The following is a 13,587-nucleotide window of genomic DNA, read 5'->3' on the forward strand; positions in this document are numbered from 1 at the left end:
ATGCTTCGAGTATGAAAATTTGGATAAAATACCTCATCGGTTGCGCACTTGGAATTCTTATGGCCTTTTTTCTTCCCTTCGATGTGCCGCAATTTAAAGCCGTGTTACATTTTTTTACCGAACTTACCGTCAGGATGGGAAGATATTTTTTATTACCCGTACTCTTTTTTAACATGACGATTGCGATAACAAAATTGCGCGATACGGGTAAATTATTACGCACCGGTCTTTTTACCCTTCTTACAGCCTTTGCCCTTACTTTTATAACGACTTTTATCGGGATTATTTCCGCCATCATCATAAAGCTTCCCCGTATTCCGATTTCGGTAGAAAAATTATCGGAACCCATCAATTTGAACATTCCGGAACGTCTTTTGTCTTTGTTTCCCTATAACGGTGCCGCCGGCCTTTTTGAAGGAGATTTTTTGCTGCCTGTATTTATTTTGGCAGGTTTTTTAGGGGCAGGGTTTGCCTCCGACACCATACGGGCAAAGCCGGCTTTTACTTTTTTTGATTCCCTTGCAAAAATCAGTTATGAAGTCTTAAGCTTTTTTACCGATTTGATAGCAATCGGTATTATCGCCGTATCCTGCACGTGGGCACTGACTTTTTTTGAAACCCTCGTTTCGGGAACCTTTGCCGGTTTGTTTATTCTCTTGGCAGTAGATATGCTTATTGTGATTATCGGTTTGCTGCCCCTGCTTTTGCGCTTTTTATGCGGCGAAAAACATCCGTATAAGGTACTTTTTGCAGGTATTGCGCCGATTGTTGCCGGTCTTTTTTCCGGAGATGTGAACTTCAGCCTTGCTCTGAACCTCAGACATGCAAAAGACAGCCTGGGCATTAAGCGGAGAATCGGAGCCGTAAGTATGCCGCTTTTTTCGGTTTTTGCGCGCGGCGGGACATCCTTGGTTATCGCCGTATCTTTTATTGCCGTTCTCCGATCCTATTCGAGCCTCGGAGTTTCCCTTTCGGACGTTATTTGGCTGGCAGGAATGTCTTTCGGAATATCCTTTTGCCTAAGCGCCTTTCCTTCCGGCGGACCCTTTGCTGCCCTTACTATTTTGTGCACCGTATACGGAAGAGGCTTTGAAGCCGGCTATCTTTTGCTTAAACCTGCTGCGGTTGTTATCTGCGCCTTTGCCGCCGCAATCGATACGGCAATTGCCCTTTTTGCAACCTACTATATCGCTTCTCGGGAAAAAATGGTTATACACAAAGACTTAAAACATTACGTGTAGGGCCACGTTTTTTGTTTTTTGTAAAAAACCGTATTCGAAGCGTGTGTATCGGCTGTATCCCCGCCCCTTATTCCGTTTCCAGCAGAATCGTAAAGGGGCCGTCATTGATAAGAGAAACCTTCATGTCGGCTCCGAAAATACCGCGTTCAACCTTTGCAAAACGATCTTCACAAACCGAAAGAAAATGTTCATATAAACGCTCCGCGTGATTCGGGGCGGCGGCCTGTTCAAAACCGGGCCTGTTGCCGCGGCGGCAATCGGCATAGAGGGTAAACTGCGAAACCGCAAGCAATTCGCCGCACACATCTTCTATCGAACGGTTTGTTTTACCGTTTTCGTCCTCAAAAATACGCAGTTTACGGATTTTTTCGGCCGCTTTTTCGACCGTTTGTTCGGAATCCGTGTGAGTAATACCCAAAAAAACAAGAAGACCGTGCGAAATAGAAGCCTTACATTCCCCGTCAACGGAAACGGAAGCCGAAAGAACGCGCTGAATTAAACACTTCATTTATACGATAAGGCCCTTTGTAGAAGGAATCGCATTTCCGCGCCGCTCGTCAATACTTACCGCATCGCGCACAGCCCGTGCCGCCGCTTTAAACAATGCCTCCATTTTATGATGATCGCTTCTTCCGCGAAGCGTATCCAAATGAAGCGTACATTTTGCCGTGCTTACAAAACCCTGCCAAAAATCTTCAAAACAGTCGGTTTGAAACAACGCTTCCTTCCCGTCCGCACCGACGGACACAAGCGGTACGCCGGACAAATCGGCATTGCACACAAAAAAAGAACGTCCGCCGAAATCGACGGCGGCACGGCACAGCGTTTCATCCATAGGATACAGACAGGATCCGGCGCGGTAAATACCCGCACACGAACCGAGAGCTTGAGCAAAAACGGCGCCGAGAACAATCCCCGTATCTTCAATCAGATGGTGCTGGTCGACTTCCAAATCGCCTTTGAGAGAACCGGAAAGGTCAAACAAACCGTGTTTGCAAAACGAGTGAAGCATGTGATTAAAAAAACCGATCGGACAATCTATGTTGCAGTTTCCGCCGCCGTCTATATTTAAAAGAAGTTTTATATCGGTTTCCGCAGTTTTCCGCGCATATTCGGCAGTTCTCATCGTTGCTCCTTTTAGGCAAGCACCTTTCTTAATTCGTATTCCAAAATATCGGTTGCGCCCAATTCCTTTAAACGCGGCAATAAAGCCGGCACGTCGCTTTGCTTAACCGCAATTTTTACGGCAAAACCGGAAGCACCTGCGCTTCCTGAAGTTTGGGCACTTCCGTCCGTTTGAACGCTATCTGAAGCGCCGGCGGCATTACCGCCGGATTGAGCCGAATAAAGGGGCGAAACGGTCGGGCTTCGCATTGAAGGCAGCCCCCTTACAAGCTTGTCGAAATTCTCGGCACTGACGTTCATTTCAAGCATAACGCGGCCGCGTGCGTTCAATACCGCCTCAAAAAGCATTTTCAATTCCATAATTTTTCGCTTTTTTTCGGGGTTTGCAAGCGCGGCTTTCGAAGCGAAAAAGCGGGTTGAACTTTCCATAATCGTTTCGACAATACGAAGACCGTTTTCGGCCAAAGTGCGTCCCGTCGCCGTATTATCGATAATCATATCCGCATCGTCGGGAGGAAACACTTCGGTCGCTCCGTATGTGCGAAGCACAACCGCCTGTATTTTTCGGCCGTCAAGCCAGCGGCGTGCAATGTGCTCGTATTCGGTTGCCGCAATAATGCGTTTTGATTTTAAATCTTCATCGTTCAAAGCTGAAGGAACGGCCGCAACAATACGAACCTTATCGAACCCCAAATCCATTATTTCTTCGACATCGGCTCCGGTTTCGTCAATCCAATCGCGGCCCGTAAAACCGCAGTCGTGCGCACCCATTTCAAGCAATTTGCCGATATTTTGGGGCTTCATAACCTTTGCTTCCAAATCATCCTGATTGACAATCGGCCGGTATGCCCGCTCCGGTAATTTTACGGCAATCCCGGCACCCGCAAAAAGTTCCACTACGTTTTCATAAATCCTGCCCTTAGGCAGCAAAATCTTCAGCTTATCCATACGCTCATCATACAAAAAAATACCGCTTCTGTATAGGTCCCGAACGGACGGATGCTCAAAAGCAGTCTTTTTACAAAGATTTTACGGGCGTTGCGCCGGCACGTTTTTTGCAGCCCCGCCTTTTTCAAACACTGTGCTCTCGCCGGCGCCGGGTACTGCGCACTTCCGCTTACGCTTCATACCGCCCCAAAGCCCGGCGTTTAAGCGCAGGGGCGGTACGCCTTCGGCGGTGCTCCGTCCCCTAACGCGCAAAACAAAACGCTTTTACCGCCTTTCGGCATGTACATATTGTTTATTTTCCAACACCTCTTCTACGGCATCGGGAAGCTCTGCAAAAAAATCATACCCGGTTAAAGTTTCAAGTTCGCGAACGCTCAGCGAATATTCGTACCAGGGCAAAGTACATTCTTCGCTGTTCGGTATGCACACAGCAATAACGGATGTTTGTTCGTTTATACGCAAAAGGTCGTTGTTTCCGCATTCCAAAACAAGCACAACCTTCCATGTATAAGCAGGAACTTCTATCGCAAAGCCGCTTTCTCCTGCCGGAATCGATTCAAAAAAACCCTTTTGAGAAGTTCCGCCTCTTCCCGCAGGGCCGCAGATAATATAAAGCTCTTTACCGTTTTTTGCAAAACTTCGGCAAGCTTCTTCAAGCAAGCGCCATGTATGCCTGTTGTTTTTAGGAGATTGCGGAACCATATTCGTCATTAAAAAGGTTTCCGAATTCAATTCGCCGTTTTTTGTTCTGTCGCCTGCAGGACAGAGGTGTCCCCGGTCAAAACCGTACACCGAAAAACGGTAATCCGATTCGGCAGCCTCATGAGTCAACCTGCGTTCGCTTCCGCCCCTTACCGCATACCAGTTTTCCGGCAAAGCCGGATCGGCACGAAAATCGTTTTTCCGTTTAACGCCGCCCAAATCCGCCTCTTCCAAGTGCCAGCTTACCCAGTTCGGTATCAACTTCGTTTTATTATACGAAAGCGCATAACCGTTTTTTATCATTAAAAAATTATCGAAATGCGTTTCGGGATTAGCTTCGGCGCCGCTCGGATTTCCCAAATACAAACTGCCGTTTTCCCGATAGGCGGACGAAGTTTCCGCCGGGTTTTCCGCCGTATCTTCTGCATACACAAAGTACACAAAAAATAACAGCATGAACAAAAAAAGCGCCGCCTTTTTTTGCCGTTGTTTTTTTCCGTCCACCGCAATCCTCACATTGGCGCCGCGTGGGCTTCAGCTATAATCATGCCGTTTCCTTATTTGCGATTATTTTGAAAAAGCTTCGGCGATCCTTGCCGCCACCTCTTTTGTCGGTAAAAACGTTTTTACGCTTCCGTCATCCAATTCGATGTGTAAAACAGCTTTAAAAGATTCAAGCTTTTCCAAAACTTCATGTATACGGCCCGATTCAAGAACGGTAGAAACACGTATATGATTTTTTTGTATATTTCTGGACAACAAAGAAATATGCGAAAGCGGTATAATCACATTATCGTCTGTTTTAAAATATGCTTTTGAAATAAAGGCCTTTGTTTTATACGTAAGCGTAAAATTGACGTATGCATTGCCCACATACGTACGGTTTGATTTTTGATACGTAAAATCCGCCGTAATAAAAGCGTCGTCCGATTTAAACTCCGCAGAAAGCATTTTTGCAGGACGGAGATAGTATTGTAAATTTCCGGACGGCATATAGGTTGTTAAGACTTTTTCCGAATCCGAAAAAAAAGACATTCCCGCACAAGCGGAAAACAAAAACCAGATACAAAAACCGATTATATAGCGGTATAATTTCATTTTATTTATTGAAAACTTAAAACCTAAAAAAGTAAAAAAAACGGATAGAGTTTTAAGAGGAAAACTCTATCCGTACATTCATTCCTTATTCTCCGGAAACAACAGTCGTTACTTCCCAATAAGGAATAATGGGGCTTGCCGGCCAGTGGATGCGTACATCAACAACACCGACTTTGGAAATACCGCCGTTTTTGGCAGCAGCTTTAATGCCGCCCTGTCCGTTCAACGGAAAGCCGAAAACAAAAGCTTGTTTTGCTTCTCCAACCTTTGAACCGACAGTTCCCGTTGCTCCGGCAACGGGCAGAACCGTCGTACAAGCGGCCAGCAATACAAGTGCCAAAGCACAAACCATCACAAACGCAAATTTTTTCTTCATAAGAAAACCTCCGTATTATTGCGATACTAACAGTATATACCCTTTTCCAAAAAGAAAGCAAGTAGAAACTCTTAAAATTCGAATTATTTTATGTAAAAGAACTTTTTACCCTTGTCCGAGCTTTTTCTACGGAGTATACTGATTATATGAAAAGTTTTACAAAAGAATTATGGTTTAATACTTCAAAGGCGCGCGAGTTTATAAACATCACGCCGACAATCGAACAGCTGCTTAAAGAATCGGGTGTGCAGGAAGGACTTGTCCTCGTAAATGCCATGCACATTACCGCAAGCGTTTTTATAAACGACGACGAAAGCGGCTTACATCACGACTTCGACGTATGGCTTGAAAAACTGGCCCCGCATGAACCGGTTTCGTATTATCGCCATAACTACGGCGAAACAAACGCCGACGCCCACATGAAACGCCAAATTATGGGACGCGAGGTCGTTGTTGCCGTTACCCAAGGAAAGCTGCATTTCGGCCCCTGGGAACAGATTTTTTACGGCGAATTCGACGGCGGACGAAAAAAACGGGTACTTGTAAAAATCATCGGAGAATAAGAGGTTTTGAACGAACAGCAAAATTTCGACAAGCTTTTTTCCCTTGAACTTGAACGCATAGAGCGCTCGCCGGATTTTCCGGAGCAAAAGCCGCGCCTTTTGCTCCATGCATGCTGCGGGCCCTGTTCGTCTGCGGTTTTGGAGCGGCTTACGGATTTTTTCGATATTTCAATCTTTTACTATAATCCGAATATCCACCCGGCCGCCGAATACGAGCGCCGCCTTGAAGAACTCGGCTTTTTTTTGGAAAAGCGGTACGGCATCGCCGCAGGCAACACGGAAAACGGCCGTTGCGACAACGCGGACAACGACGGCAGTACGGATAAAAAGAGCCGCCCCTCCCTTATCCGCGCGGATTATATCCCGGACGATTTTTTTACTGCCGTCAATACGAAGGAGTTTCCCGAACGGGCATTTGAGGCAGAACAAGGTGAACGCTGTTCACTTTGCTATCGGCTCCGTATGGAAAAAGCCGCAGTGTACGCGATTAAAAACGGGTTCGATTACTTTACAACAACCCTTTCAATCAGCCCGCATAAAGACGCGGCAAAAATCAACGCAATAGGCCTTGCACTTGAAAACGAACTGAATGCGCCGCTGCGCTATCTGTACGCCGATTTTAAAAAGCGCAACGGCTATAAACGATCTCTTGAAATTTCGGCCGAATACGGTTTATACCGTCAGGATTACTGCGGCTGCATATATTCCAAACAAAATACCGAAAAGCGGCGGGGGCAAAAAAAGCCATGACACCGTCTCCGATAAAACGCCTCTTATTAACTCTCGTATTTTTTTCCGCAGCGCTCCCCTTTTTTTGCGCGGGAACGTTCAGCGTCGGATTAAAATATTTCGGCTTAAGCGTTCACCCCAAAGGAGCCGTAAACGCCTCCCTTATGCCGCTCAAGCTCGATAAAAACGGCATCTTTGTATTTAATTTGGGAGCTTCGGCAAATGCGGAATATTTTATTTGGCGCGACATAGTTTCGGTAAAAGCGGTACAAGCTTTTTATTCGGACTGTATCGGGCAGTTCGCCGGCTTTTCGCATATAGGCTTTCGGGCGCGGATATTCAAAATCGGCAACTTTTCTTTAAACGGCGGCATCGGGCCGACCTTTATTTACCGAAAAAATTGGTACAAGGTGCCCGGCTATGACGACGCTTTTTCCTTTTTTTACGGCGAAAAAGACGACGAATGGCAGCACCGTTTTTTATGGTACGGCGGAGAGTTCGAATTCAACTATTTGATTGCCCGCAGCACGGAATTGTCGTTTTCCGTCATTCCCGGCGGTTTTGATTTAATCAATTTCAGCTTGGGAGTAAGGTATAACATCCCTAAAAAGCACCGACACCCGGATAAAAATGTTTCACGTGAAACATTTTAAACCAGCAAAGGTTTTTTACCGTATGGGTTCCGACGGTGTAGAAAATCGACATAAAACCTTGCCGGAAATCTATACTTTTAATAAAACCGCTTCGGAATGAATGTCGGATGAATTTTTCGGATATGCCCGAATTTCAACACCCATTCCGAGACTGTCCAAATATTCAATCAATGTTGATATTTTGAGATCTTTTCTTTTTTCCAGTTTTGAAACAGCGGTTTGAGTAAATCCTGTTATCTGTGTTTGTGTTAAATTTTGTTTTTCCCTCAATTGCGCCAATTTTATTGTAAGACTTTCCCGTTCGGCTTTTATACGCGCCCGTTTTACGGTTTCCGGTTTCATATAGGTTTCCATCATTTCTATTGCATCTTTCATTTTATATTCCTCTCAAATACGGAATTTATACTTTTCAATTAATTTTTCCGCATCTTTTATAAGTTTTTTATAAAAAAGTTTTTCTTTTTTACCTTTTTTATCTCCACCTATAAGTAAAACAGCTTTCCGTACCGTATCAAAACAAAAAGCAACCCTCAATATATGATTACCTGCATGAGCCCGCAGCTCTTTTAAATTCATATATTTGGAACCGTGAAGAACATCCGCATAAGGCCTGCCCAATATTCTTCCGTCCAATCAATATTCCACATAAATAATTATATGAACTTTAGTGCATATTGTCAAGAAAATATTTTAGCTCTTAAACCTCTTTATAATCTCATACGCAATCAAAATAAGCACAAAGACGCGCACGGCTAAAGAAAGGGGCGAATAGCGCATTTTCGCTTTTTTTGTTTCAATGGGAAAAGAAAAATATTTTTCAGGGTGAGCCCAAGGATTAAAGCCGAATTGATAGACCGTATCTTCGTATGTGAATTCCAAAACAGAGCCGGGAATAAGCATTTGGCGGATGTGGTACAACACGGCATTTTGTATCTTATCCGTATCGAAAAGCCAATCGCCGCAGCGGATTTCTTTTTCGTATACTTTAAAAATAGCGCGGCGCGCAAGTACCCAATTCTGAGAATAGCGGACACCTTCTCCGGCTTCTTTATTCGTTGCCTTTGTTATGCAGCGGTATAAGGGTTTTGACATAGTTTTAACTCCTATAAAAGGTTGAAAAGGAAGTGAGCCTTCCGATTGATTTCACATACAAAAATCAAACAGATGTTTTGTTTCGTACGTCTGTTCTTTTTTCCAGTATTTCGCCGCTTTCCGCGCGCTGAACAAAAACATAGCCCAAACCGGCATACAGGTTTTTGGCTGCCGTATTGGTGTCTTCCACGTGCAGCCTGATTGTATCACAGCCGCGTTCACCAAGAAGTTTTTCAGAGAGCCTGAGAGCATTGCGCGCTATGCCTTTACGCCGGTATTCGGGAAGAACGAATATATCCATAAGAAATGCGATATCCCTCCCCTCTTTTTCGACGGCAAAAAACCACAGATACCCGGTCAAGAGGTTTGCATAAAGGCCGGCTGCACCGGAACGGTCGGCGGTATGTTTATCGAGAGAAAAAGCGTTTATTTCGATTGCGTACAAATAGTGTTTTTGTGTATTTTCGGCGTCGGGAAGAAGGGCGTCGATTTCTTTTTCACAAGCCGAATAAGACTTTTTTGAAAAGGCGGCGAGGTTTTCAATCATATACGGCTTAATTGTTTTATAAAGAGCACAGTCTACGGGCTTTAAAACAATGTCCGCCATAGCACCGGCCTCTATTCTTCGTCTTTTTCGACGCGGTCTACACCGATAACAAAGTCGGGGGCGTCTATTTTAAGAATGCACACACCCTGACTGGTGCGCCCCTGCCTGCTTATCGCCGAAGCTTCAAGCTTGAGGGTTTTTCCCTGACTGGTAATGCACATTACTTCATCGCTGTCGGCCGCCGCAATAACGCCGACCACTTCGCCGGTTTTATCCGTTACGTTGTAGCCGATTTGCCCCTGAGTACCGCGCGAGTGCACCGAAAACTGATCGAAGTCGACGCGTTTTCCGTAGCCGGATTCGGTAATTAAAAGCATATTCGCATTTGTATCTACGCGGACGGCGGCGGTTAACTCGTCCCCGACTGCAAGCTTTAAGCCGGAAACGCCGCGCGAAGAACGTCCCATCGGACGAACCGAAGTTTCGGTTATGCGCAATACTTTTCCGCGGCGGGAAGCAAGAGCCAAATCGTCGCTTCCGCCGGTAAGAATCGCCGAAACGATTTTATCTCCGGCATCAAGGTTGATTGCGATAATGCCGCGCGTTTTTGCGTTTTTAAAATCGGCGGTTTTAACCTTTTTAATAACGCCGTTTGCGGTCGCCATAAACAAGTGGTGTTCTTCGCTGAATTCGCGAAGCGATACGACGGTTGCGATTTCTTCGTTCGCTCCGATCGATAAAAGGCTTTTTATATGGGCGCCGCGGGATGCTCGGCCGGCTTCGGGAATTTCGTGAACCTTAATCCAATAGGCTTTTCCCTCTGTCGAAATAAAGACAATGTAGTCGTGGGTCGACGCGACAAAAAGCTGTTTTATGTAATCATCTTCAACAAGTTTCGCGCTGTTCGAGCCCTTGCCGCCCTTACCCTGATTTTTATAGGCGGTAACGGGAACGCTTTTTATATAGCCCAAGCGCGAAATAAGTATGACCATATCTTCTTCTTTGATAAGGTCTTCAATATTGATTTCTTCAACCTCGTCCGCCACAATCGTCGTCTTTCTGTCGTCTCCGAATTTTTCCGCCAATTCGAGGGTTTCGGTTTTTACCAGCTGCAAAATCTTTTCCGGGTGTGCAAGAAGGTCCTTGCATTTTTCTATAAAGATTTCAAGTTCTTCCAACTCTTTTTTAAGGGTTTCGATTTCGAGGCTCGTCAAGCGCTTAAGCTGCATATCGACAATAGCCTGAGCCTGTACTTCGTCGAACGAAAAGCGCTCCATAAGGCCGTTTTTTGCCGTTTGCGTATCGCGCGAAGAACGGATGATTTTTATCACTTCGTCGATGTTGTCGATGGCGACAATGAGGGCGCGCAAAATGTGTGCCCGCTCTTCGGCTTTGCGTAAATCAAAGCGGATACGCCGCGTTACAACTTCGTTGCGGTGTTCTACAAAATAGTGAATTAAAGACTTTAAAGTTAAAACTTCCGGGCGGCCTTTTACAAGGGCAAGGTTGTTTACGCTGAACGATGACTGCAATGCGGTTTTTGAAAAAAGCTGATTTAAAACAACCTTTGCAATCGCTCCGCGTTTAAGCTCGATAACAATGCGCAGTCCCGCCCTGTCCGAGCTTTCATCGTTAATGGCGGCAATGCCGTCGATAACTTTTTCGCGGGCAAGAGCTCCTATGCGCTCACATAAAACGGTTGTATTTACCTGATAGGGTACTTCGGTAAAGACAATGCTTTCGCGCCCTTTTTTATCGACTTCAATCGTAAAGCGCCCGCGGACAATTACCCTGCCCTTTCCGGTTTTAAAAGCCTGTTTAATACCTTTGCGGCCGTAAATGACGCCGCCGGTGGGAAAATCGGGGCCGGCCATAAATTTGGTAAGCTCGTCTATCGTTATTTCAGGATTGTCTATATAGGCTGCAACGGCGGCGGCGATTTCGCGCAAATTGTGAGGCGGCATATTCGTCGCCATACCGACTGCAATACCGCTTGAACCGTTGGCAAGCAAAAAGGGAAACTTTGCGGGTAAAACGGTCGGCTCGACGGTGGATTCGTCAAAGTTCGGAATAAAATCGACGGTTTCTTTTTTTATATCCTCGACCATCGTTTCGGCGATTTTCGCCATCTTCGCTTCGGTGTAGCGGTATGCCGCCGCAGGGTCCCCGCCGATGGTACCGAAGTTTCCCTGAGGATGGATTACCGGATAGCGGAGCGAAAAATCCTGCCCCAAGCGGACGAGGGCGTCGTACACGGACGCGTCTCCGTGCGGGTGATAACTTCCCAGCACATCACCGACAATTTTCGCGCACTTGCGCGTCGGTCCGGAATAACGCAAACTCCTTTCTTCCATAGAGTACAAAATGCGCCGGTGAACGGGCTTTAATCCGTCGCGTACATCGGGCAGGGCGCGGCTTACGATAACGGACATCGAATAATCTATGTACGCCCGTTTCATTTCGGTTTCTATGGGAACCGGTATTAAAATACCGCCTTCCGGAGTTTTTAATTCTTCCATTGTTCCTGTGTTTCCTTATTTAATGCGGTACGGACTCTTAACCGAAGATTTCGGACAGTTTCATTATACGTCCAAATTCGCGTACACGGCATTTTCTTCTATAAACTTTCGGCGCGGCTCGACTTCTTCTCCCATAAGGGTGCTGAATATACGGTCGGCTTCAACCGCATCGGGAAGCGTTACCCGCATCATTTTGCGCCGTGCCGGATCCATTGTGGTTTCCCATAATTGGGTTCCGTCCATTTCACCCAAACCCTTATAGCGCTGTACGCTGATTTTTTCCGTATCGCGCCCTATTTCGGCAAAAACCTTATCGCGTTCGGCATCGTCGTACACATACCACTCTTTTTTATTAAACATGATTTTATACAGGGGCGGCATGGCAAGATAGACAAATCCCTTTTCTATCAATTCCGGCATATAGCGGAAAAAGAAGGTCAACAAAAGGGTGCGTATATGGGAGCCGTCAACGTCGGCGTCTGCCATAATGATTATTTTATGATAGCGTATTTTATCGATATTAAAATCTTTGCCGATTCCCGTTCCCAAAGAAGCGATAACCGGCTGTAATTTTTCGTTGTTTATAACCTTGTCCAATCTTGTGCGCTCGACGTTCAGCATTTTTCCCCACAGGGGTAAAATAGCCTGCGTTTTACTGTCGCGGCCCTTTTTAGCCGAACCGCCGGCCGAGTCTCCTTCCACTATGTACACTTCGCATTTTGAAGGGTCTTTTAGAGAGCAGTCGGCAAGCTTTCCGGGAAGCCCGAAGCTGTCCAAAGAACTTTTGCGTCTGGTTGCTTCCTTTGCTTTGCGGGCGGCAATACGGGCGGCCGCTTCGGACACGCATTTTTCCAAAATAAGGTCTATAACCTTGGGATTTTGCTCAAAAAAGAGGGTAAGATGTTCGTTTACCAAAGAGTCGACGATGCCGCGCACTTCCGTATTGCCGAGTTTTGTCTTTGTTTGTCCTTCAAACTGGGGTTCGGGCACCTTTACCGACAATACGGCGGTAAGGCCTGCACGGACGTCTTCTCCCATCAGTTTTTCTTCTTTGTCGAGTTTTTTCAAAAGTTTTGCGTTGTTTTTTAAAAACTCGTTCATCACCTTGGTAAGGGCTGATTTTAAGCCTTCCAAGTGAGTGCCGCCTTCTTTGGTGTTTATGTCGTTTACAAAGCTTAAAATATTTTCGTTATAGCCGTCGTTGTATTGAATCGCCGTTTCAACAAGGATGTCGTCGCGGCTTCCTTCTATAAAGACGGGAGCGGACGGGATAACGCCCTTTCCCTCGTTCAAATACGAAACAAACTGCTTTATGCCGCCGTCAAACTGATAGACAACTTCTTTCGGCGTTGTAAGCCTCTCGTCGCGGAATACAATCGTTATATTGGAATTCAAAAAGGCAAGTTCGCGCAAACGTGTTGCCAACACTTCAAAGCTGTGGGTAGTTGTTTCGGTAAAAACCTGCGGGTCTGCCTTCCAGCGGATAGTCGTTCCGCGCCTGTCGCTTGTACCGATTTCTTTTACCTGTCCTAAAGATTTTCCGGCGGCGAATTTTTGGTAGTATTTTTTGCCTTCTTTTTCGACATAGGCTTCAAGCCATACCGAAAGAGCGTTTACGCAGGACACTCCTACGCCGTGCAAACCGCCTGAAACCTTGTACGAGCCCTTGTCGAATTTACCGCCTGCATGAAGACGGGTTAATACCAATTCCAGTGCGCTGATACCCTCGGTGGGGTGAATATCGACCGGAATACCGCGTCCGTTATCTTCAACGCGCACAATATCGTCCGGTTCGAGAACTATTGTAATGCGGTCGCATTGGCCGGCCATCGCTTCGTCTATGGAGTTATCCACAACTTCATACACCAAGTGATGCAGTCCGTCCGGACCGGTAGAACCAATGTACATACCCGGTCTTTTTCGAACCGCTTCAAGACCCTTTAAAACTTGAATATTTTGAGCCGAATAGCTTGCACTCATGAAAAATCCTTAAA

The 13,587-nt window shown here is 46.0% G+C and carries 16 protein-coding genes; 4 read left to right on the forward strand and 12 right to left on the reverse strand.

Translation table 11 applies throughout. The features are described 5' to 3' along the window. The first annotated feature begins 11 nt into the window (after positions 1–11). Positions 12–1,241 (forward strand): cation:dicarboxylate symporter family transporter, encoded by a 1,230-nt coding sequence (locus tag H0R92_RS03595; protein ID WP_432961251.1) that lies wholly within the window; start codon positions 12–14, stop codon positions 1,239–1,241. Between the two features lie 67 nt (positions 1,242–1,308). Here H0R92_RS03595 and dtd read toward each other — a convergent pair whose 3' ends face one another. From dtd to H0R92_RS03625, 6 genes are all read right to left on the reverse strand, one after another. Next, the gene (gene dtd, locus H0R92_RS03600; protein WP_432961254.1) at positions 1,309–1,749 is read right to left on the reverse strand and encodes a D-aminoacyl-tRNA deacylase; all 441 of its coding nucleotides are present in this window, start codon (positions 1,747–1,749) and stop codon (positions 1,309–1,311) included. Further along, on the reverse strand, positions 1,750–2,367 hold the full coding sequence (locus H0R92_RS03605) for an imidazoleglycerol-phosphate dehydratase (protein WP_432961256.1): 618 nt from the start codon (positions 2,365–2,367) through the stop codon (positions 1,750–1,752). It abuts the gene before it with no gap. An 11-nt stretch (positions 2,368–2,378) separates the two neighbouring features. Beyond that, the gene (hisG, locus tag H0R92_RS03610; protein WP_432961259.1) at positions 2,379–3,314 is read right to left on the reverse strand and encodes an ATP phosphoribosyltransferase; all 936 of its coding nucleotides are present in this window, start codon (positions 3,312–3,314) and stop codon (positions 2,379–2,381) included. 264 nt (positions 3,315–3,578) lie between these two features. Then, a complete protein-coding gene (locus H0R92_RS03615; RefSeq protein WP_432961261.1) occupies positions 3,579–4,520 on the reverse strand; it encodes a DNA/RNA non-specific endonuclease in 942 nt (313 codons plus the stop codon). Positions 4,521–4,583: 63 nt separating this feature from the next. Next, positions 4,584–5,114 (reverse strand): hypothetical protein, encoded by a 531-nt coding sequence (locus H0R92_RS03620; protein ID WP_432961263.1) that lies wholly within the window; start codon positions 5,112–5,114, stop codon positions 4,584–4,586. Positions 5,115–5,199: 85 nt separating this feature from the next. Beyond that, positions 5,200–5,490: a TRL domain-containing protein gene (locus H0R92_RS03625; RefSeq protein ID WP_432961265.1), complete on the reverse strand. Its 291-nt coding sequence runs from the start codon at positions 5,488–5,490 to the stop codon at positions 5,200–5,202. A 146-nt stretch (positions 5,491–5,636) separates the two neighbouring features. Between H0R92_RS03625 and H0R92_RS03630 the strand changes: the two genes are divergently transcribed. The 3 genes from H0R92_RS03630 to H0R92_RS03640 are packed head-to-tail and all read left to right on the forward strand — an operon-like array spanning position 5,637 to position 7,435. After that, a complete protein-coding gene (locus H0R92_RS03630) occupies positions 5,637–6,053 on the forward strand; it encodes a secondary thiamine-phosphate synthase enzyme YjbQ (RefSeq protein WP_432961267.1) in 417 nt (138 codons plus the stop codon). A 6-nt stretch (positions 6,054–6,059) separates the two neighbouring features. Next, the gene (locus H0R92_RS03635) at positions 6,060–6,803 is read left to right on the forward strand and encodes an epoxyqueuosine reductase QueH (RefSeq protein ID WP_432961270.1); all 744 of its coding nucleotides are present in this window, start codon (positions 6,060–6,062) and stop codon (positions 6,801–6,803) included. Next, positions 6,800–7,435: a hypothetical protein gene (locus tag H0R92_RS03640; RefSeq protein WP_432961272.1), complete on the forward strand. Its 636-nt coding sequence runs from the start codon at positions 6,800–6,802 to the stop codon at positions 7,433–7,435. The genes H0R92_RS03635 and H0R92_RS03640 overlap by 4 nt, the downstream gene beginning before the upstream one ends. A 69-nt stretch (positions 7,436–7,504) precedes the next feature. Here H0R92_RS03640 and H0R92_RS03645 read toward each other — a convergent pair whose 3' ends face one another. From H0R92_RS03645 to gyrB, 6 genes are all read right to left on the reverse strand, one after another. Beyond that, complete coding sequence (locus H0R92_RS03645; RefSeq protein ID WP_432961274.1) at positions 7,505–7,810, reverse strand: XRE family transcriptional regulator; 306 nt, start codon at positions 7,808–7,810, stop codon at positions 7,505–7,507. Between the two features lie 12 nt (positions 7,811–7,822). Then, the gene (locus tag H0R92_RS03650; protein WP_432961276.1) at positions 7,823–8,011 is read right to left on the reverse strand and encodes a type II toxin-antitoxin system RelE/ParE family toxin; all 189 of its coding nucleotides are present in this window, start codon (positions 8,009–8,011) and stop codon (positions 7,823–7,825) included. A 114-nt stretch (positions 8,012–8,125) separates the two neighbouring features. Continuing rightward, on the reverse strand, positions 8,126–8,527 hold the full coding sequence (locus H0R92_RS03655; protein ID WP_432961279.1) for a hypothetical protein: 402 nt from the start codon (positions 8,525–8,527) through the stop codon (positions 8,126–8,128). A 64-nt stretch (positions 8,528–8,591) separates the two neighbouring features. Beyond that, positions 8,592–9,134: a GNAT family N-acetyltransferase gene (locus tag H0R92_RS03660; protein ID WP_432961282.1), complete on the reverse strand. Its 543-nt coding sequence runs from the start codon at positions 9,132–9,134 to the stop codon at positions 8,592–8,594. 11 nt (positions 9,135–9,145) lie between these two features. Next, positions 9,146–11,593 (reverse strand): DNA topoisomerase (ATP-hydrolyzing) subunit A, encoded by a 2,448-nt coding sequence (gene gyrA / locus H0R92_RS03665; protein ID WP_432961285.1) that lies wholly within the window; start codon positions 11,591–11,593, stop codon positions 9,146–9,148. A 63-nt stretch (positions 11,594–11,656) separates the two neighbouring features. Continuing rightward, complete coding sequence (gene gyrB / locus H0R92_RS03670; protein ID WP_432961288.1) at positions 11,657–13,573, reverse strand: DNA topoisomerase (ATP-hydrolyzing) subunit B; 1,917 nt, start codon at positions 13,571–13,573, stop codon at positions 11,657–11,659. Positions 13,574–13,587: the final 14 nt, after the last annotated feature.

The sequence above is a fragment of the Treponema sp. OMZ 840 genome, assembly GCF_050937815.1.
Classification (GTDB): domain Bacteria; phylum Spirochaetota; class Spirochaetia; order Treponematales; family Treponemataceae; genus Treponema_C.